15 protein-coding genes and 1 riboswitch are annotated in these 20,331 nt (G+C 28.6%); of the genes, 12 read left to right on the top strand and 3 right to left on the bottom strand.

The genetic code is table 11. The annotated features are described in order from the left end of the window. Positions 1 to 13 precede the first annotated feature (13 nt). The 4 genes from IC218_RS06955 (at position 14) to IC218_RS06940 (ending at position 3,175) form a co-directional block, all read left to right on the top strand. A complete protein-coding gene (locus IC218_RS06955) occupies positions 14 to 835 on the top strand; it encodes a transketolase (protein ID WP_413927325.1) in 822 nt (273 codons plus the stop codon). Between the two features lie 2 nt (positions 836 to 837). Beyond that, the gene (locus IC218_RS06950) at positions 838 to 1,755 is read left to right on the top strand and encodes a transketolase family protein (protein ID WP_227824117.1); all 918 of its coding nucleotides are present in this window, start codon (positions 838 to 840) and stop codon (positions 1,753 to 1,755) included. A gap of 68 nt (positions 1,756 to 1,823) precedes the next feature. Further along, a complete protein-coding gene (gene araD / locus IC218_RS06945; RefSeq protein WP_227824116.1) occupies positions 1,824 to 2,510 on the top strand; it encodes an L-ribulose-5-phosphate 4-epimerase in 687 nt (228 codons plus the stop codon). 17 nt (positions 2,511 to 2,527) lie between these two features. Then, a complete protein-coding gene (locus IC218_RS06940) occupies positions 2,528 to 3,175 on the top strand; it encodes a class II aldolase/adducin family protein (protein WP_227437322.1) in 648 nt (215 codons plus the stop codon). A gap of 181 nt (positions 3,176 to 3,356) precedes the next feature. On the opposite strand, the gene IC218_RS06935 is transcribed toward IC218_RS06940, so the two are convergent. After that, the gene (locus IC218_RS06935; protein WP_227824115.1) at positions 3,357 to 4,724 is read right to left on the bottom strand and encodes an alanine/glycine:cation symporter family protein; all 1,368 of its coding nucleotides are present in this window, start codon (positions 4,722 to 4,724) and stop codon (positions 3,357 to 3,359) included. A 187-nt stretch (positions 4,725 to 4,911) separates the two neighbouring features. Further along, a riboswitch (glycine riboswitch) is annotated at positions 4,912 to 5,000 on the bottom strand. Positions 5,001 to 5,428: 428 nt separating this feature from the next. Between IC218_RS06935 and IC218_RS06930 the strand changes: the two genes are divergently transcribed. Together IC218_RS06930 and IC218_RS06925 are read left to right on the top strand one after the other, a co-directional pair. Next, on the top strand, positions 5,429 to 7,546 hold the full coding sequence (locus IC218_RS06930) for a DNA topoisomerase III (RefSeq protein WP_227824114.1): 2,118 nt from the start codon (positions 5,429 to 5,431) through the stop codon (positions 7,544 to 7,546). A gap of 107 nt (positions 7,547 to 7,653) precedes the next feature. Further along, complete coding sequence (locus tag IC218_RS06925) at positions 7,654 to 8,907, top strand: flagellar protein FliS (protein WP_227824113.1); 1,254 nt, start codon at positions 7,654 to 7,656, stop codon at positions 8,905 to 8,907. Positions 8,908 to 8,972: 65 nt separating this feature from the next. Here the strand turns inward: IC218_RS06925 and ytvI are convergent, their stop codons facing one another. Further along, positions 8,973 to 10,034 carry a sporulation integral membrane protein YtvI gene (gene ytvI / locus IC218_RS06920; RefSeq protein ID WP_227824112.1) on the bottom strand — a complete coding sequence of 354 codons (1,062 nt, stop codon included), beginning with the start codon at positions 10,032 to 10,034 and terminating at the stop codon, positions 8,973 to 8,975. A 292-nt stretch (positions 10,035 to 10,326) separates the two neighbouring features. On the opposite strand from ytvI, the gene IC218_RS06915 reads away from it, so the two are divergent. The 4 genes from IC218_RS06915 (at position 10,327) to IC218_RS06900 (ending at position 15,906) form a co-directional block, all read left to right on the top strand. Further along, the gene (locus IC218_RS06915) at positions 10,327 to 11,067 is read left to right on the top strand and encodes a tyrosine-protein phosphatase (RefSeq protein ID WP_255616325.1); all 741 of its coding nucleotides are present in this window, start codon (positions 10,327 to 10,329) and stop codon (positions 11,065 to 11,067) included. An 11-nt stretch (positions 11,068 to 11,078) separates the two neighbouring features. Further along, complete coding sequence (locus tag IC218_RS06910; protein ID WP_227482767.1) at positions 11,079 to 12,857, top strand: BglG family transcription antiterminator; 1,779 nt, start codon at positions 11,079 to 11,081, stop codon at positions 12,855 to 12,857. Positions 12,858 to 13,029: 172 nt separating this feature from the next. Then, positions 13,030 to 13,947 carry a 1-phosphofructokinase gene (gene pfkB / locus IC218_RS06905; RefSeq protein ID WP_227824110.1) on the top strand — a complete coding sequence of 306 codons (918 nt, stop codon included), beginning with the start codon at positions 13,030 to 13,032 and terminating at the stop codon, positions 13,945 to 13,947. Positions 13,948 to 13,986: 39 nt separating this feature from the next. Then, complete coding sequence (locus tag IC218_RS06900; RefSeq protein WP_227824109.1) at positions 13,987 to 15,906, top strand: PTS fructose transporter subunit IIABC; 1,920 nt, start codon at positions 13,987 to 13,989, stop codon at positions 15,904 to 15,906. 330 nt (positions 15,907 to 16,236) lie between these two features. Here the strand turns inward: IC218_RS06900 and IC218_RS06895 are convergent, their stop codons facing one another. Further along, positions 16,237 to 17,631, bottom strand: a complete 1,395-nt coding sequence (locus IC218_RS06895; RefSeq protein ID WP_227824108.1) for a metallophosphoesterase — start codon at positions 17,629 to 17,631, stop codon at positions 16,237 to 16,239. A gap of 342 nt (positions 17,632 to 17,973) precedes the next feature. Here IC218_RS06895 and IC218_RS06890 point away from each other — a divergent pair, with 342 nt between their 5' ends. After that, positions 17,974 to 19,500 (top strand): FAD-dependent oxidoreductase, encoded by a 1,527-nt coding sequence (locus tag IC218_RS06890; protein WP_227824107.1) that lies wholly within the window; start codon positions 17,974 to 17,976, stop codon positions 19,498 to 19,500. Positions 19,501 to 19,532: 32 nt separating this feature from the next. Further along, on the top strand, positions 19,533 to 20,090 hold the full coding sequence (locus IC218_RS06885; RefSeq protein WP_227824106.1) for a hypothetical protein: 558 nt from the start codon (positions 19,533 to 19,535) through the stop codon (positions 20,088 to 20,090). Positions 20,091 to 20,331: the final 241 nt, after the last annotated feature.

Raw genomic sequence — 20,331 nt, 5'->3', positions numbered from 1 at the left:
AAATTTAAGAGGTATAAAAATGAATAAAAAATTAAAACAAATAGCTAAAAACATAAGAATAAGTATTATAAAAAGTATAACAGAAGCGAAGTCTGGACACCCAGGAGGTTCACTGTCAATAGTAGATATCTTAACTGTATTGTATTTTGAAAAAATGAATATAGACCCTATAAAATTTAATGATGAAAATAGAGATAGATTTGTATTATCAAAAGGACATTCTGCACCAGCATTATATGCAACTTTGGCAGAAAGAGGTTATTTTGAAAAAAAGGATTTAATAAGTTTAAGAAAATTTGCTTCTAAGTTACAAGGACATCCAGACATGAAAAAGGTAGAAGGAATAGATATGTCTACTGGTTCTCTTGGACAAGGTTTATCTGCTGCAAATGGTATGGCATTAGCTGGTAAATTAGATAATAAAAGCTATAAAGTATACACTATTTTAGGAGATGGCGAGATTCAAGAAGGACAAATATGGGAAGCTGCAATGACAGCATCACATTATAAATTAGATAATTTAATTGCATTTGTTGACTTAAATGGATTGCAAATAGATGGTTCTAATGAAGAAGTAATGAATGTTAGTCCAGTAGATGACAAATTTAAATCTTTTGGATGGAATGTAATAGTAATAAATGGACATTGTTTTGATGAAATAGGAAATGCAATAGATGAAGCTAAAAAAGTTACAGGAAAACCAACAGTAATAATAGCTAAAACTGTAAAAGGTAAAGGTGTTTCATTTATGGAAAATAATGCTGCATGGCATGGAACAGCTCCAAATGCAGAACAAGCAGAACAAGCATTGAAAGATTTAGAAGGAGGTCTATAGGAATGGGAATAGCAACTAGAGAAGCTTACGGACAAGTGTTAAAAGAACTTGCAGAAAATAAAGATATAGTAGTATTGGATGCAGACTTAGGAAAAGCTACAAAAAGTATATCATTTAAAGAAGTTGCTCCAGATAGATTTTTTGATATGGGGATAGCAGAAGGTGACATGATTGGTACAGCAGCAGGTCTTGCTACTTGTGGGAAAATACCTTTTGCAAGTACTTTTGCAATATTTGCAGCAGGAAGGGCTTATGAACAAATAAGAAACTCTGTAGCATATCCAAACTTAAATGTTAAAATAGCAGCTACTCATGCAGGAGTAACAGTAGGAGAAGATGGAGGAAGCCATCAAGCTATAGAAGATATATCTTTAATGAGAGGTATACCAAATATGGTTGTATTAAATCCTGCTGATGGAATAGAAGCAAAGAAAGCTATATTTTCTGCTGTAGATTACAATGGTCCTGTATATCTAAGACTTGGAAGAGCAACTACTGAAGATATACATAATGACGATTATAATTTCAAAATTGGAAAGGGCGAGATTCTTAGACAAGGTTCAGATGTAGCTATAATTGCAACTGGAATAATGGTTTCAAAAGCTATTAAATCTGCTGAATTATTAAGTAAAGAGGGACTTGAAGTTATGGTAGTTAATATATCAACTATAAAACCAATTGATAGTGAACTTATAGTAGAGGTAGCTAAAAATACTGGTAAGGTGGTAACTGTAGAGGAACACAGTGTAATAGGTGGATTAGGTTCTGCTGTTACAGAAGTTTTAAGCGAGAAATACCCTGTTGTAGTAAAGAGGATAGGTATAAATGATGAATTTGGTCAATCAGGAAATCCAGAATCTCTATTAAACTATTATGGATTGACTGTAGAAAATATAGTTAGTACTGCAAAATCATTCTAAATAAATATAATCAATAATAAAATTAAACTAAAAATAAATTTTATCAAAAAAATATAGGAGGAATCAGAATGTTAGAGACTCTAAAAGAAGAAGTATTAAAAGCAAATTTGGAATTACCTAAAAGAGGATTAATCACTTATACATGGGGAAATGTAAGTGGAATAGATAGAGAAAAAGGGTTAGTAGTAATAAAACCAAGTGGTGTTGAGTATGATAAGATGACTGTAGAAGATATGGTAGTAGTTGATTTGGATGGGAATATAGTAGATGGTAGATTAAGACCTTCTTCAGACACTCCAACTCATCTAGTTTTATATAAAGAGTTTGAGGAATTAGGAGGTATAGTACATACACATTCAAGTTGGGCTACAACTTGGGCTCAAATAGGTAAATCTATACCAGCATGTGGGACTACTCATGCAGACTATTTTTATGGAAGTATACCATGTACTAGAAAAATGACTCGAGAAGAAATAAGTAGTGAGTATGAAAGAGAAACTGGTAATGTAATTGTTGAAGAATTTATGGGGAAAAACCCAATACACTGTCCAGGAGTAATTGTAAATGACCATGGTCCTTTTACTTGGGGTAAAAATGCAAAAGAGGCTGTTCATAATGCAGTGGTTTTAGAAGAAGTTGCAAAGATGGCATATTATACAGAATTAATGAGTCCTGAGAATACTATGGATAGAGTACTTATGAACAAGCACTTTTCAAGAAAACATGGTAAAAATGCATACTACGGTCAAAAATAACTGTCTGGAGGTAAATTATGCTAGAATCTTTAAAAGTTAAAATTGTGGAAGTAGCAATTAAAGCAGAAAATTATGGTTTGTGTAAGGAAAAAGCTGGTAATTTTAGTATTAGAGATAAGGATACCGGATATATACTTATAACACCTTCAGGTATAGGAAGAGAAGAATTGAAGACAGAACACATTTGTGTATTAGACTTGGATGGGAATGTAATAGAAGCTGAGAAAGGTATTAAACCTAGTAGTGAGGTGCTAATGCATATTGAAATATACAAAGTGAGAGCAAATGTAAATGCTATATCGCATACACATTCTCTCTATGCAACAGCATTTTCAGTGGCAAATAAACCAATTATACCAATTGTATATGAGTCAGTTAATTATGGTGGTTATGTAGACATAGCTCCATATGAAAGACCAGGGACTTTGGAACTAGCCAAAAGTGTTTCAAAGTTATTATTAGATACAGATGCATGTTTATTAGAAAGGCATGGATTGACAACTGTAAGTAATGACCTTGAAGATGCTTTGTTAAAATCGAGATATGTAGAAGAAGTAGCAGAAATATACTATAGGTCTTTAGTATTAAATCAATTTAAAGAACCTAAGGCAGTAGATATTAATGAATTTAAAGCATGGAAATATCCAGATGAAATAAAATTTTAATTAGGATGATTTAAATTAAATAGATTAACTATAATAGATATTAGCTTCTTTATATAGTGTAGTACTTCTTAAGTAAATATATTTAATCTGATATATTCATTTAAAACAAAAAAAATATAAAACCCTAAATCGATTCTTATATTGGTTTAGGGTTGTATATTTTTTATTTATATATTTCTACTTATGCATTTCTTTTTAGTTGATTTTCTGGAGAATTTATATATTCAAAGTATTTTTTAGTTTCAGATACTATTATAGGTGATAGTGCAAGTAAAGCTATTAAGTTAGGTATTGCCATAAGTCCATTTACAATATCAGCAATTATCCAAACTACTTCTAACTTTAAGAATGCACCTAATAATACCATAGCTACAAATACAGTTCTATATCCATTCATACCTTTTACGCCAAATAGGAATTCAAAACATCTTTCTCCATAATAACTCCACCCCAAAATTGTAGTGAATGCAAATAATGTTAAGCTAACTGTAAGTAATATTGGTCCAAATGTAGGAATAGCACCATTAAAAGCTGCTTGAGTCATAACAGCACCATTTAAGTCTGAACACCAAACACCTGATATAACAAGAGAAAATCCAGTAAGTGTACAGATTATAATAGTATCTATAAAAGTTCCTGTCATAGATATAAGCCCTTGCTCTGCTGGCCACTCAGTTTTAGCAGCAGCAGCTGCTATTGGAGCACTACCTAAACCAGATTCATTTGAAAATACACCACGGGCGATACCATTTCTAATTGCTAGTGACATAGTTGCACCTAGAAAACCACCAGTTGCAGCAGTAGGTGTAAACGCACTTTTAATTATCAATACAAAAGTTTCAGGTATTTTATTCCAATAAGATATTAAAATGATTCCACAGATTACAATATAGATAACTGCCATAAAAGGTACTATCTTAGTAGCAACATTAGATATACTCTTAAGACCTCCAAATACAACTAAAGCTACAAATACTGCTAGTACAACACCTGTAATTCTAGGGTCTACTCCAAAGCTACTATTGATAGCGTCTGTTATTGAATTTACTTGAGTAAAAGTACCTATTCCTAAAAGTGCAACTAATATACCACTTATAGCAAAGAATATTGCAAGAGGTCTCCATTTTTCTCCCATACCATTTACTATGTAGTACATAGGTCCACCAGATACTTGACCATTTTTATCTTTAGTTCTGTATTTTATTGCAAGGACACCTTCTGAGTATTTAGTAGCCATCCCAAAGAACGCAGCTATCCACATCCAAAAAAGTGCACCAGGTCCTCCAGCTTTAATAGCTGTGGCAACACCAACGATATTACCAGTACCAACTGTAGCAGCCAATGCAGTACATAAAGCTGCAAAACTTGAAACATCACCACTACCTTTATTTTCAGCAGCAAATATTAGCTTAAGAGCACGTGGAAGTTTTGTTATTTGCACAACGCCAAGTTTAACAGTAAGTAATATACCAGTACCAACTAGTAGTACCAACAGGGGCGGTCCCCAAATAAAAGCATCAACTTTGTTTAAAATATCAATTAGATTCATAAAAACACTCCCTCATTTTTTTGCTTTACACAATCAATAGAATTTTTAATGAAGTAATTGACAGGAAATTAGTATAATTTATTAATAATTTCTAGTGTAATAAAAAAAGCTAAATCTAAAATAGATTCAGCTCTGGATATACACTAATTAGCAACCAAAATAAAAGTATTAATAATACTAGTTTTGGTAGATAATCCCTGTCCTTTTGCCTGAGAGATTGAGCACAAATGCCTTGCCCCTTCGGCGCCCATAATGGGTCTCTCCAGAGTTCCGTAAATTTTACAGTCCTACTTTAAAAAAGTACCTGAGAGTGTTACTCCTTCGGTGTGCCATATGGCAACTCTTCTATAAAATCTTAACCGGATATTGATTTGTCATAGCTTATTGTATTAATAATATTAATATAAGGTTTTGTGTTTTGTCAACTAAAAAATTTAAAAACAGGAAAAAAATATAAAAATATAAGTCTAATTACGAATTATAAACTTACAAATTTAAATAATATACGTAAAAATAAATAGGATAGTAGGTATGTAAATCAAATTAAATATAGGTTTGTGATAAAAAAAGAAGAAAATATTAAATAATTAATTAGAATTGATTTAATTATGGTAATATTATAGTTACAATATTAAGAAAAAGTCTATTTATTTAGCTTTTAAGTGTAGTGTAAGATTGAAGAAAGAGAAAGGAAGTATTTTAAAATGGGAAAAATATTAGTACTAGCAGAAAAACCTTCTGTAGGAAGAGATATAGCAAAAGTTTTGGGTTCAAAAAATGAAAAAAATGGATATATAGAGGGACCAAAGTATATTGTTACCTGGGCACTAGGTCATTTGGTTACACTTGCTGACCCTGAAAGTTATGGAGAAAGATACAAATCATGGAATTTAGAAGATTTACCAATACTTCCTAAGTATCTAAAGACTGTTGTAATAAAAAAAAGTGGAAAGCAGTTTAATACAGTGAAGGCTCAAATGAACAGAAACGATATAGATGAAATAGTTATAGCAACAGATGCAGGGAGAGAAGGAGAACTTGTAGCAAGATGGATAATAGAGAAATCTCAAGTAAAAAAACCTTTAAAACGTCTTTGGATTTCTTCAAGTACAGATAAAGCAATAAAAGAAGGTTTTGCAAAACTAAAAAGTGGTAAAGAATATGAAAATTTGTACTATTCAGCAATAGCACGAGCAGAAGCCGATTGGATTATTGGAATAAATGCAACTAGAGCTTTAACAACAAAGTATAACGCACAACTTTCTTGTGGAAGAGTGCAAACTCCTACTCTTGCTATGATATTGAAAAGAGAAGAAGAAATAAGAAATTTTAAACCTAAAGAATATTATGGATTGGAGATAATTGCAACAAAGGGTAGCTCAGATATAAAGTTTATTTGGAATGATAAAAATAATAATTCCTCAACTTTTAGTAAAGAAAAGATGGAAGGTGTATTAAAAAAAGTAAAAGATTTAGATGTTAAAATATCTGAAGTAAATAAATCATATAAGAAAAAATATTCACCTGCACTTTATGATTTAACAGAATTACAAAGAGATGCAAATAAAATGTTTGGATTTTCGGCAAAAGAAACATTATCTATAATGCAAAAACTATATGAACATCATAAGGTACTTACTTATCCTAGAACTGATTCTAGGTATCTAACTTCGGATATTGTTGGAACATTAAAAGATAGAATAAAAGCTGTAAATGTTAGTGATTATTCGAAGATTTGTAATAAGTTATTAAAAAGTAATATTACATCTAATAAGTCTTTTGTTGATAATTCAAAAGTAACAGACCATCATGCTATAATACCAACAGAGCAAAAAGTGTTTATGAGTGATTTTACAGATAAAGAAAGAAAAATATATAATCTTGTCGTAAAAAGGTTTTTAGCAGTATTAAGTCCTCCATTTGAATATGAACAGACAACTATAAGTGCAACTATAGAGGGCGAGACATTTAAAGCCAAAGGCAATAAAGTAATAAATCTAGGTTGGAAAGAAAGCTATAAAGATATGGATGATGAAGATGAATATGAAAGCATTCCAAATGTGTTGGAAAAAGATATTCTTAAAACTAAAAGCTTGAAGATGACTTCAGGAAGGACAAATCCACCACCATACTTAAATGAGGCTACACTTTTAACATCTATGGAGAAAAGTGGACTTGGTACAGTTGCTACTAGAGCAGATATAATAGAAAAATTATTCAATTCATTTTTGATGGAAAAGAAAAATAAAGATATATATATAACATCAAAAGGAAAACAACTGTTAGATTTAGTTCCTGTGGACTTAAAGACACCAGAACTTACAGCATCGTGGGAAAAGAAATTATTAGATATTTCAAAAGGGAAGCTTAATAAAAATACATTTATAAATGATATGAAGGATTATTCAAAAGCTATTGTATTAGAAGTAAAAAGTAGTGATAGCAAATTTAAACATGATAATTTAACTAAAAATAGATGTCCAGAATGTGGCAAATTTATGCTAGAGGTAAATGGTAAGAAAGGTAAAATGTTAATTTGTGAAGATAGAGAGTGTAATACTAGAAAAACCATATCACAAACAACTAATTCAAGATGCCCTAATTGTCATAAAAAATTAGAGCTTCGTGGTGAAGGTGAAGGAAGAATTTTTACTTGTAGCTGTGGGTACAGGGAAAAATTATCCTCTTTTAATAAAAGAAAACAAGAAGAAAAAAAGAAAGCATCAAAGAAAGATGTTAATCAATATCTAAAAAATCAAAATAAAAATCAAGAAGTATTTAATAATCCATTTGCAGAAGCCTTGGCTAAGTTAAAAAAATAAATAGTTTTCATGGCAATATTATACACAATCATAACTTTAACTATATATTAGTTATATGTACTGATATAATATAGGGTATAGTTTAGACATGAAAGTAGGGATGTCAAATGAGATTAAATTATATATTTAAATGCTATTGTGACGAATGTAAAGATATATGGAATAATTCAAGTATCGAATTATGTAAAGAAATAGAAACATATAGTGAAGATTCACAAAAAAAGTGTGAAGACGAATTAGATAAATTGATAGATAAAGTATCAGTTCACTTAGAGAAGTGTCCAAGTGATGTTGTTCTAAGAAAAATGTGGATAAAAAAAGGTGAAGCTTTTTTGCAAAAAACACTAGAAAAAGAGAATATTTTTAAATTAGAGAAAATGAATGTAGAAGATAGAAAAAAATTCTTAGAAATAACAAAACAATTTATCAGAGATGCTAGAGGATTTGATGATGATTTACTTATAGAAGATATTATGCAGGCCATGAGAAATGTATGGATTTCAAATGCACTGCAATTATTATTTGGAAAAGATGTCTATTATTCAAAAGCAAGTTTTGCATATAGTATGCTATATCCATATACAGACAATTATTTAGATAATACAAAGACAAATGAAATGGATAAAGCCTTATTCAATCGTTGGTTAGAAAAAAGACTCTTAGGAGAAAAAATTAAACCTAATAACTGTCATGAAAGTAAAGTATCTCAGATGATAGATTATATTGAAGATGTTTATCCTAGAGAAGATTTTAAAGAAATATATGAGTCATTGTTATTAATATTTGAAAGCCAAGTAAAGAGTTTAAAACAGCAGGATAAGGAGACTTATTTGCATAAAGACGAAATATTATCTATTTCTGTTGAAAAGGGAGGTTCATCTGTTTTAGTAGATGGATATTTAATAAATGGGCTTATGACAAAGGAAGAGGTAAAGTTTTGTATTGGTTATGGATTTTTATTACAAATATCTGATGATTTACAGGATATAAAAGAAGATTTAAAGTGTAATCATAAGACTATTATGACAGAGATGTCAAAAAAGGGTTTATTGGATGAAATTGCAAATAAGTTAATAAACTTTACTATTGAATTAATAGAAAACTTTAAAATTAACAGTAGAAATGAAGCTATAACAGACATGATAAAAAATGATTGTTTAATGTTGATTTTGTTTTCTATAGCTTATAATGCTGAATTTTTTTCTATAGAATATATAAAAAAAATAGAGAGATTTCTTCCATATACGATATCTTATTCATTGGAAATTAAAGAAAAGATGCGAAAAAAATTTAAAAATATTGATTTTTTAAATAATGAAAATGAATATAAAGAAATGATTGATACTATATGTGCAAAGTAGAAAAATAGTGAGATGTATAATACATATCTCACTATTTTAAGTTTAAATAAAATATTGATTTTAAGTTATTTAAATGCAGTAATAATCCCATTATCATGTAGATTTTTAATGATTGTAGCTGCAATAGGAAAGCCAAATAATCCAGCTATTCCAAATAGTTGAGCACCAACAAACATACACATTAGTGTTATTAAAGGATACAGACCAATTTGTTGCCCTACTACTTTTGGTTCTAATATTTGTCTAACAACAGTTATGATGATGTATAGTATTAAAAGCCCTATTGCCAAATGTATATTTCCATTGATTAATGAAATAATCATCCAAGGAGTTAAGATACTTCCTGTGCCTAATACTGGTAAAATATCGACAAGCGCAACTATGACAGATATAGTAAATGCATTTTCAACTTGTAGGATATTAAGACCAATAAGAAGTTCTACAAATGTTACTGATAGTAGTATGGCATATGCTTTTAACAATTTTAAAATAGCATTGATACTACTATTTTTTATATTGATTATCATTGTCTGACTTTTTTCTGGAAACTGTCTTAAAATAAAGTTCACTATTTTTTGATAGTCAAATGTAAAGAAGAAGGAAGCAATTAAAGTTACAATAAGTTTCAACATAAATGCAGGTGTTTTACTTGCAATACTTGCAATAGCATTAAGTGCATTTGTTGAAATAGAGGCAACTAAAGACATCATAGATTGACTGATATTATCCCAACCAAGTATCAATGCTAGATTAACATTAGGTGTACTAGCATCTATCTTAGAAAATAAAGTGTTTAACGTTGGCTGTATACCTGATTTATATATATCAGGAAGTCTAAAAAATATGTCGCTTATACTTGCAAATATTTTTGCACCAAAACTAACTAATAAAAATATTCCTAATCCATAAAAGGCTAAAAGTACTACCGCAGAAATGAATGTACGATTTAAGTTTGTATTATCTGTAATAAGTTTTATAATAGGTCTTAAAATAAAGGCAATGATAAAACTAATCACAAAAGGCATTAATAATGGAAATAAGAATTTTAAGACAACATATATAATACTTGCTATTAAAACTACATATGTAAATTTAATTATAAAGCTCTTTTGTTTTTGAATGTCCATAATATAAAACCTCCAATGTATTTGATATTATTCTAAATATGGTCTTATTTGTATAAAATATACTACTGTATATTGATTATAAACTATAAAGCTTCTATGTAGTAAATAAATTATGTAAAATTTAGGTTAATTTTGTATAAAGATATACTTTTGTATTTTAAAATTATTAAGCAAATACGAAAAAATATTTTAAATAAATAGCATAAAATTGTGATAAAATTAATTTATAATGTTTGAGCTAAATATAGTAGATAACTTATCATATGATAGAGAATTTTTAAGAGGTGGTAAGATGAAAAACTTTAGAGATTTAGGTGGAAATAAAACAGCGGATGGTAGAACTGTAAAGTATGGTTTATTTTATAGGTCTGCAAAGTTGTCAAATTTGAGTAGGAATGATATAAAGATTTTAAAAGACTTAAATATCAAATATGTATTTGATTATAGGAGTGATGAAGAGGCACGTAAACATCCATCAACAATAATATCAAATATAAAAAATATAAGAATTCCAGCAATGAGAGAATTAGAAGAATCAGGAGGTCGTTTTGGCTCTATCGAAGATATGATTGAGAGTTTATTTGAAAAAGATGGTGCGTTTAATATGCTAAATAATAGCTACTATAATCTACCTGTAAATAATCCTTCATATAAAAAGTTAGTAGAACTTATAAAAGATTACTCTAATTTGCCAGTACTAAATCATTGTACAGCTGGTAAGGATAGAACTGGTGTAGGAAGTGCTATAATTCTTATGATTTTGGGTGTATCAAGAGAAAATATAATGAAAGATTATCTAAAAAGCAATGAGTTTGCAGATAAGGAAATAGAAAGGTTTATAGAATGTAAGCCTAAATTTAAAGATATTCCAAAAGAAAGATTAAATTATATATTTGGTGTAAATGAAGAATATATGAATACAGCCTTTAGAAGAATTGATGAGGAATACAATAGTGTAGAAGAGTATCTATATGGAGAATTTAATTTAAATAAAGAAGAGATAAAAAAATTGAGAAATCAATATCTAGAGTAAAAGGTGATTTTATGAGTTTAAATATAACAGCTAGACAGATAAATATAATAAAGATACTATTAAATTCAAAAGATACAATGAGTGGACTTGCCTTAAGCCAAGAAATAGGGTGTTCTTCAAAGACTATACAAAATGAAATAAAGGATATTAACAAACAGCTTAAAAATGGTAAAATTTTATCAATAAGAGGTGTTGGTTATAAGTTAGAGGGAAGCTTTGATGAAGTGAATTTAAATAGTAACCTTTATGATGATGTAGATAGGGTAGAATATATAATCAGAAAAATACTAACTTTAAGCAATGAAGAAAAAAATACTATAAGGCTTGAAGATTTAGCAGATTCTATGTATGTAAGTGTTTCAACAGTAAAAAATGACTTAAAAGAAGTCAAGAGGATATTTGATAAGTATTCAATTTCTGTTAAATCTAAGCATAAACAAGGTATATGTATCTCTGAAAATGAAGATAAGATATTAAATTGTATAATTGATTTAAGTAATAAGAGAGACAACCAACTCAGTCTAAATGATTTTTTAAATGACGATATAAAAGAAAAGAAGTTAATAATAAAAAAAATACTATTAGACGCATTAAATGAAAATGGATTAGTACTAACTGATATAGAATTTAAGAATGTATTAAATAATATATTAGTTATTTTGAGCAGGCATAAGTATGATGAAAGAGAGTTTATAAAGGACTATGTAGAAACTTATAGCAACAAAAGAAGTTCAATATTGGAAAATGAACAGAACAAAGAGATTATAATAAATTCGATAAGAACGTTTTGTAAGAATTTAAAGCTAGCTACGTCAATAGATATAAGCCATGATGATATATTTGAAGAATATTTATATAAGCATATTAGTAGCTTGTGTAAGAAAATAAAGTTAGGCATGAATCAATCGCCTATAATAGCACAAGATATTAAAATAAAGTATCCTTTTGCCTTTGAGTTAGCTAATATAGCTAAAAAAACAATAGAACAAGATTTAAAAATAGAAATCAACGAAGATGAAGTTGCAAATATAGCTCTACATATAGGAGGTGCTATTGAGAGGGCATCCTATAATAATAAAGATAAGGTTTTCAAAGCGATAATAGTTTGTACATCAGGTATAGGTACCTCAATGTTAATAAAAGCTAAATTAGAGAATATATTTAGAGAAAAGCTAGAAATATTAAAGGTCATTCCTTCATATCTAGTTGAATATGTAAAGGTTATAGATGTTGATTTTGTAATATCTACTGTACCTATTGAAATAGGTGATATACCAGTAATAAACATCTCTCCAATGTTGAGTGAAAAGGAAATTAAATTAATTGAAAAATATATAGAAACAGGAAATGTATATTTGGATTTAGATATAAAAAACTTATTTGATAGTGCGTTGTTTTTTACTGACTTAGATTTTAAATATAAAGAAGAAGTTATTGATTTTATGGCAAGTGAACTTGTACAAAAAGGTTATATAGATGATGACATGAAAAACTCTTACTTTGAGAGAGAAAAAATAGCAACAACAGAAATAGGCAACATGGTATCTATACCACATGGAGCTATTGGAAAGGTTTATGATAATAAAATAGCAATTGGAATACTAAAAAAACCAATTGCTTGGGAAATATCAGATGTGCGCTTAATAATAATGTTGGCACTTGATAAAGATAAAATATTAGATTATGAAGTTATATTTTCAAACATATACAAAAGAGTAGACTCCATAGCGAAAGTTATAAGCATATGTGAAAATAGCAATTTCGAAAAATTTGTAAACATGTTTAAATAGATATATAGAACATAGTGTTGTATATACACATGCAAATTTGGATAATATAAAACTAAATAAGATAAAAACGATAAATTTCTCTTTTAATTAAGAGAAATTTTTTGACTTTCAGGGATATTAATATGGAGTTAAGATATAAACATAAGATAAATAAATAAAAAGAGGTGGCAAAATGATTTATACAGTAACATTAAATCCATCAATAGATTATATAGTTAAATTAGATGAATTAAGTACAGGAAGTACAAATCGTGTAAATGAAGAATACGTTTATCCAGGAGGAAAAGGTATAAATGTGTCTTGTATACTTAAAGAACTTGGACATGACAATACATCATTAGGTTTTATAAGTGGTTTTACTGGTGAATATATAGTAAAAACATTGGAGGAAAAAAAATTAAAAACAGACTTTATAAAATTGAAAAACGGTTTTTCAAGAATAAATGTAAAAATAAAAGTGTCAGAGGAAACTGAAATTAATGGACAAGGACCCAATATAAATGATGAATACATCAACCTATTATATAAAAAACTTGATAAATTAAATCAAGATGACATTTTAATATTGGCAGGTAGTATACCATCTACTTTAGATGAAAAATTATATGAAAATATAATGTCTAGACTAGAAGAAAAGAATATAAAAATTGTTGTAGATGCAACAAAAAATCTTCTTCTTAATGTCTTAAAATATAAGCCTTTCCTAATTAAACCTAATAATGATGAGCTAGAGGAAATGTTTGGTGTTAAATTAAATTCAAATGAAGATATAGTAAAGTATGCTAAAAAGTTAAAAGAAATGGGAGCTGTAAATGTTTTAGTATCAATGGGTAAAGATGGTGCATTACTGATTACAGAAGATAATGAAGTATTTATAAGTGATGTACCAAAAGGAACTGTAAAAAATTCTGCAGGAGCAGGAGATTCTATGGTAGCAGGGTTTATATCTGGATATCTAAGTACTGGTGAATATGATTATGCTCTTAAATTAGGTGCAGCTTCAGGAAGTGCAACTGCTTTTTCATATGATTTAGCTGAAAGAAAATATATTGATAAATTAGTAAACGAAATATCTGTTAAAAGATTTTAAAAATAACCTAAAAAATATATAGAGAGGAAATGAGAACTTATGAAAATTATAGATTTATTAGATGAAAAATCAATTAAATTAAATTTAAAGTCAAAAAATAAACCAGAAGTAATAGAAGAACTAGTTGGTTTAGTTGAAAATAGTGGTAATTTAAATGATAAAGAAAATTATAAGAAAGCAATTTTAGCCCGTGAAGAGATGAGTACAACAGGAATTGGAGAAGGTGTAGCTATTCCTCATGCTAAGACTACAGCAGTTACTAAAGCTTGTATAGCAGCAGCTGTATCAAAGGAAGGTATAGATTATGAATCTTTTGATGGAAGTTTGTCAAATTTATTTTTTATGATAGCTGCACCAGATGGAGCTAATAATACACATCTTGAAGTATTATCTAGATTATCTACAGTACTTATGGATGAAGATTTTAGAAATAAACTTATAAATTCAAATTCAGCAAGAGAATTCAAAGAAATAATAGATAAAAAAGAAAGAGAAAAATTCAGTGAAGAATATCAGGATGAAGAAATTAGTAAAGAGGATGTTTTAAATAATAAAGATAAAAATATTAGTAAGTATCCTCAAGTTTTAGCAGTAACAGCGTGCCCAACAGGAATAGCACATACATTTATGGCAGCTGAAAGTTTAAATAAAATGGCTGAAAGTAAAGGTATCTCTATAAAAGTAGAAACTAATGGTTCAGCAGGTGTTAAGAATAGACTTACAAAAGAAGAGATAGAAAATGCTAAATGTATAATAGTAGCAGCAGATAAAAATGTTGAAATGGCCAGATTTAATGGCAAAAAAGTTATAAAAACTAAGGTTGCTGATGGTATACACAAAGCGGAAGAACTTATAGATAAAGCTGTAAATGGAGATGCTCCAATTTATCATGGAGAAGAAGGAAGTCACAACGAATCAAGTGAAGAAAGCGAAAGTGGATTTAGAAAAGTCTACAAGCATTTAATGAATGGTGTGTCTAATATGTTGCCATTTGTTATTGGTGGAGGTATACTTATAGCTTTGGCATTCTTACTTGATGATTACTCTATTGACCCTTCACATTTCGGTTCAAATACACCAATAGCAGCATTTTTTAAGGGAATTGGAGATAAAGCATTTGGATTTATGTTACCTGTACTTGCAGGTTATATAGCATATTCTATATCTGATAGACCTGCATTTGTTGTAGGTTTTGTGGGAGGAGCTCTTGCAGGAGATGGTGGTTCAGGTTTTCTAGGAGCATTACTTGCAGGTTTTATAGCAGGATATTTGGTAGAAGGACTTAAGAAAATATTTAATGTATTACCAACTTCATTAGAAGGAATAAAACCAGTATTATTATATCCTTTATTTGGAACTCTTTTGATGGGCGTTATAATGACATTTCTAGTAATACCTCCAGTTACAGCAATTAATAATGCTATGGTTGGATTCCTAAATAGTTTAGGTGGAACTTCAAAAATAGTTTTAGGATTAGTGTTGGGTGGAATGATGGCTGTAGATATGGGTGGACCTGTGAATAAAGCAGCTTATGTATTTGGTGTAGCATCTCTTGAATCAGGGCAATTTGAAATAATGGCAGCAGTAATGGCTGGTGGTATGGTTCCTCCACTTGCTATAGCTCTTGCAACTACATTCTTCAAAAATAGATTTACAAAAGAAGAAAGAGAGTCTGGTAAAGTTAACTATGTAATGGGGTTATCATTTGTAACAGAGGGAGCAATACCTTTTGCAGCTGGAGACCCACTTCATGTTATACCAGCTTGTATTGGAGGTTCAGCAGTAGCAGGAGCACTTAGTATGCTATTTAATGCAGCTCTTCGTGCACCTCATGGAGGAGTATTTGTTATACCAGTAGTTACTCATCCTCTTGGATATATAGTGGCTATAATTGTAGGTGCTATAGTTGGAATGATGCTTTTAGCACTACTTAAAAAACCACTAAATCAAAGCGCATAATAGTATTAAAAGGGATAATTTTAGATATATTTAAATGAAATTATTATAAAATAACTGACTGGCATTTAACTGACAGTCAGTTTTTATTATTTAAAAAAATTTACTTAAAGTATAGGGTATTTCATTGTCAAATTTTTAAATCAGATGAGAATATCTATTTTATAGTTATTTGTAATACTTTATAGCTTTATAACTAAGTCATAGTATAGTTTTTTACTTGAAAAACTTTCAATTAGCCTTGACTTATATTTTGTATCATGTTTCATAAATCTTACATCTCATCTTTTAATTAATATTTTAATATTCAATCTTAAATCAAGGAATAAAACTCTACTCTATATGTTCTAAATTAATATTGTATTTTTTTTCACCTTTTATAACTTTGAATTTATCATTTTTATTAGGATAAATAGTCACAACATTGTTTTTGTACTCTGATTCATCACATTTTATATTAAATGGCATAAGCTCTGATTCTCCATATAGATAAGTAACAGGTTTATTATTCTTCATAACGACAATTTGTAGCATATCTCTATCTTTTGGAGAAGATATATTTCTCCATTTATATCCTACAGCTTTATATATATCGTTTGCTGATGTTCCAGACTTAAAGATAAATATTTTATCCCATTCAGGCGGCATTACTTTTGCCAGTCTTATTTCATTATTGTTTTCACTAGCTTTCATAAGTGAAGAAACAAATTGTCCAAATTTCTCATCTTCTTTATTTTTCTCAAATTTAACTAACTCACTGGATTTGTCAACTACACTCCATTTATCGTTATTTTTTTCTAATTTAAAGTTAATTTTAGAAATACATTCTCCATGCTTTCCTGGTTCAGTAACTATAACCTTTTCTCCCAATGTGTTTTTATAATCGTGTTGTTCAATTTGAACATGATTATGCCCTGCAACTATCGCATCAATACCATCAACTTGTTGAGCTAAATCTTGTATTCTATTGCCTGGATTTTTAGGATTTTTAGGTCTTTCACCTGTGTGCGCAACAGCTACTATTATATCTGGACTTTCTTTTTCCATGATTTTTACCCATTTTTTAGCATCTTCTACTAAATCATTCATATATAGTTCACCACTATAACCTTCTTGGTCTTTTAGTTCTAAAGATTTAGAATCTACAAGTTCTCCATTTTCATTTAGTTGTTTTCCTTCACCAACTTCTTTTATAGTAAGTCCTAGAATTCCTAGTTTTACATTTCCTTCTGGTGTATCAATATTTTTTATTATGTATGGTTTTGTATAGCTATCCCCATTTTTCTTATAAGTATTAGCTGATAATACATCTATTTTTTGTTTTTCAAAATCAGATATCATATTGTCTAAATGAAATTTATTAAGAGATATAAATTCATGATTACCAAGAACTACAGCATCATAACCGACTTCTTTCATGTCCTTTGAAATAGGCGTTTCAATATAGCTTTCAGTTTTGTTGTTGTTATCTTTAAGCATAGCATTAGAATAATCATCCATACTACTTCCTAAAGCTACTCCACTGTCAAAGAAGTCTCCAGCATCTACTAAAGTTATATTTTTATCTTTTTCTCTTTGTTCCCTTACATAAGAAGTTAACTCATAAGGGATGTTTCCATGTAAATCGGTAGTGGCTAATACATTTATTTCTGTTGTATGTTTTGAAGTACACCCAGACATTAGCAATATAAATAAACAAGTAATGCCTATAATTATTTTGTTTTTCATAAAACCTCCATTTTACTTTTTCTGAATATTTGTTTTAGTGTCATTAACTAGATAATCCCCTATAATATAAATAGTAATATATTACTATACAAAAATCAACTATATATTTCATAGACATATAAATTGATAGAGATAAAAATAAACCTCATTAAATAAAAATCAATTAAAAGTAATCTCAAAAGAATTTTAAAGCATGCTATAAGATTGGTTAACTATAGTATCTTTGAGAAAATGATAAACAAATAATCTATAGTATTGCGTTTATTTTTTTATATTATTTATAATAAATAAACCCTATGATGGAAAAACTATTCTTATTTAACATGTAAAGGAGTATTTAAAATGAATGAATCGTATTGGATTTTAAATTCAAGTCCCAAAAAATATGAAAAATTAGGCGAGAATATAAAAGTAGAATGTCTAGTCGTAGGAGGAGGAATAACTGGTTTAACAACTGCATATCTATTAGCAAAAGAAGGTAAAAAAGTAGCACTTGTTGAAGCTGATAAAGTAGGATATGGAACTTCATGCAGAAATACTGGTAAAGTAACTTGTCAACATGATATAGTATATTCTAAAATAGAAAAAAAATATGGATTAGATAAAGCTAAATCATATTATAATGCAAATAATGAAGCTTTAAAATTGATTGAGAAAATAATCAGTGAAAATAATATAAAATGTGATTTTCAAAGGATTCCATCTTTTGTCTTTACAGAAAAGGAAGAATCTATAAAGGATATTAAAGATGAATACCGTACATGTAAAAAAATAGGCATAGATTGCGAATATTATGAAACTATAAATGATATTCCATTAGATGTAAAAGGAGCTATTCATTTTTCTAATCAAGGTCAATTTAATCCAAAACAATATGTTGATGGTTTGGCAGAAGTAGCAGTAAATTTAGGGCTAAAAATATATGAAAACACGCCGATAGTAGACCTAGAAAAAGGAGCTATATGTAGAGTTAAGACTGGAGATAATAATATAATAGAAGCTGAAAATGTTATAATCTCATCTCACAGTCCATGGTATGATGGGTTGAATTTTTATTTTGCAAAGGAATATGCTGAACGTGCCTATTTAATGGTTGCAGTCCTACAAAATGAATTGCCAGAGGGTATATTTATAAGTATAGATGACCCATCAATAACTTTTAGACAATGTAATGATGAAAATAATAACCTATTAATCTTTGGAGGAGGAGACCACAAAGTTGGTCAAGGTGGAACTGAAGAAGAAATATTTGATGATTTAGAGCATTATGGTAAAGAAGTATTTAAGATAAAAGACTTTAAATGTAAATGGTCTGCTCAAGACAATATGAGTTTTGACAATGTTCCTTATATAGGTTATATCAATAAAAGGGAGAATAATGTTTATGTAGCTACAGGATTTTCTAAATGGGGAATGACTAATGGAACTGCTGCAGGAATAATAATAAAAGATTTAATAATAAATAAAACTTCTGACTATAAGGACACTTTCAATCCATCGAGATTAGGTAGTTATTTTTCAATGGATTTTATAAAGGAAAATGCAAATGTAGCGAGGAATTATGTAACTGGAAAATTAAAAATAGGTAGTGGAGATATGCCTAAAAGTAGTGGTGAAGGAAAGATTGTTAATATTGATGGAAAAAGATATGGTGTTTATAAAGATGATAGAGGAGATTTTTATATTGTAGATACTACATGTACTCATTTAGGATGTGAACTTAATTTTAATAGTGAAGAAAAAACATGGGATTGTCCATGCCATGGTTCAAGATTTGACTATAAAGGAAACATACTTGAAGGCCCAGCACTTAAGCCATTAAAACTTTATGGTTATGGTGATAATGATGTTAATCCTAAGTTATTATAGAATATAGAATGTTTTGGAAAGGTAAATTATTTATGAATAAACTTTTAAAGCCAATAACCATTTTACTTTATATAGTATATGTTTTATGTGCCATATTTTTTGCTACAAATAGAGCTTTTGGAAATGTAGGTTTAGTAGCAATCAGTTTAATTGGTACTTTTATATTAAGTATTTTAAATAGGCAAAATAAAAGACTTTTGAGCAATGAATTATATATTGTACTTGTATTATTTATAATGTTTGCATCATTATTAGGTACTTGTTTTAATTTTTATGACATAAATTATTATGATGATTTTTTACATTTATGGTCGGGTATAATATCATGTATTGTAGCATTTTCTACAATTAAATATTTTTATATACAAAAAGATATAAGTAAGATGAGTAAAATATTTTTAGTTATATTTGTATTTATGTTTAGTATGGGAGTGGCTAGTTTGTGGGAAATAGGTGAATTTCTAATGGATACTTTTATTGGGACTACTACACAAGCTGGAGGACTAGAAGATACTATGATTGATATGGTAGATGCTTTAATAGGTACAATTATAACCATTCCTTTTATAATAAAAAAATCAAATGCATAGTTTAAAGTTGATTGCAATGGATTTAATTAGTCATATGAAGTCTAAGAAATTATATGACAAATTAAATCCATTTTTTATTGTATATACTTGTATAAGAGATTATATAATTTCTTATATCGTGAAAATAAATTTAAAATATTTAAAAGTGTATATGATTATAAAGACAATATTTTTTATTAAATACAGATATTCTACAAAAAGCATAATATAAATTTTATTTTTTTGTTACAAAATGGAGAAA

This window comes from Clostridioides sp. ES-S-0005-03 (genome assembly GCF_020658455.1).
Lineage (GTDB): Bacteria > Bacillota > Clostridia > Peptostreptococcales > Peptostreptococcaceae > Clostridioides.
Note: the sequence above shows the minus strand (reverse complement) of the source record. Positions and strands in the feature narration are given on the sequence as shown.

Bases quoted from the DNA above. Each gene is read 5' to 3' on its own strand.
- ytvI (WP_227824112.1), bottom strand. From the start codon at position 10,034: ATGGACATTCAAAAACAAAAGAGCTTTATAATTAAATTTACATATGTA.
- IC218_RS06915 (WP_255616325.1), top strand. From the start codon at position 10,327: ATGAAAAACTTTAGAGATTTAGGTGGAAATAAAACAGCGGATGGTAGA.
- IC218_RS06925 (WP_227824113.1), top strand. From the start codon at position 7,654: ATGAGATTAAATTATATATTTAAATGCTATTGTGACGAATGTAAAGAT.
- IC218_RS06890 (WP_227824107.1), top strand. From the start codon at position 17,974: ATGAATGAATCGTATTGGATTTTAAATTCAAGTCCCAAAAAATATGAA.
- IC218_RS06895 (WP_227824108.1), bottom strand. From the start codon at position 17,631: ATGAAAAACAAAATAATTATAGGCATTACTTGTTTATTTATATTGCTA.
- IC218_RS06950 (WP_227824117.1), top strand. From the start codon at position 838: ATGGGAATAGCAACTAGAGAAGCTTACGGACAAGTGTTAAAAGAACTT.
- IC218_RS06885 (WP_227824106.1), top strand. From the start codon at position 19,533: ATGAATAAACTTTTAAAGCCAATAACCATTTTACTTTATATAGTATAT.
- pfkB (WP_227824110.1), top strand. From the start codon at position 13,030: ATGATTTATACAGTAACATTAAATCCATCAATAGATTATATAGTTAAA.
- IC218_RS06935 (WP_227824115.1), bottom strand. From the start codon at position 4,724: ATGAATCTAATTGATATTTTAAACAAAGTTGATGCTTTTATTTGGGGA.
- IC218_RS06900 (WP_227824109.1), top strand. From the start codon at position 13,987: ATGAAAATTATAGATTTATTAGATGAAAAATCAATTAAATTAAATTTA.
- IC218_RS06930 (WP_227824114.1), top strand. From the start codon at position 5,429: ATGGGAAAAATATTAGTACTAGCAGAAAAACCTTCTGTAGGAAGAGAT.
- IC218_RS06940 (WP_227437322.1), top strand. From the start codon at position 2,528: ATGCTAGAATCTTTAAAAGTTAAAATTGTGGAAGTAGCAATTAAAGCA.
- araD (WP_227824116.1), top strand. From the start codon at position 1,824: ATGTTAGAGACTCTAAAAGAAGAAGTATTAAAAGCAAATTTGGAATTA.
- IC218_RS06910 (WP_227482767.1), top strand. From the start codon at position 11,079: ATGAGTTTAAATATAACAGCTAGACAGATAAATATAATAAAGATACTA.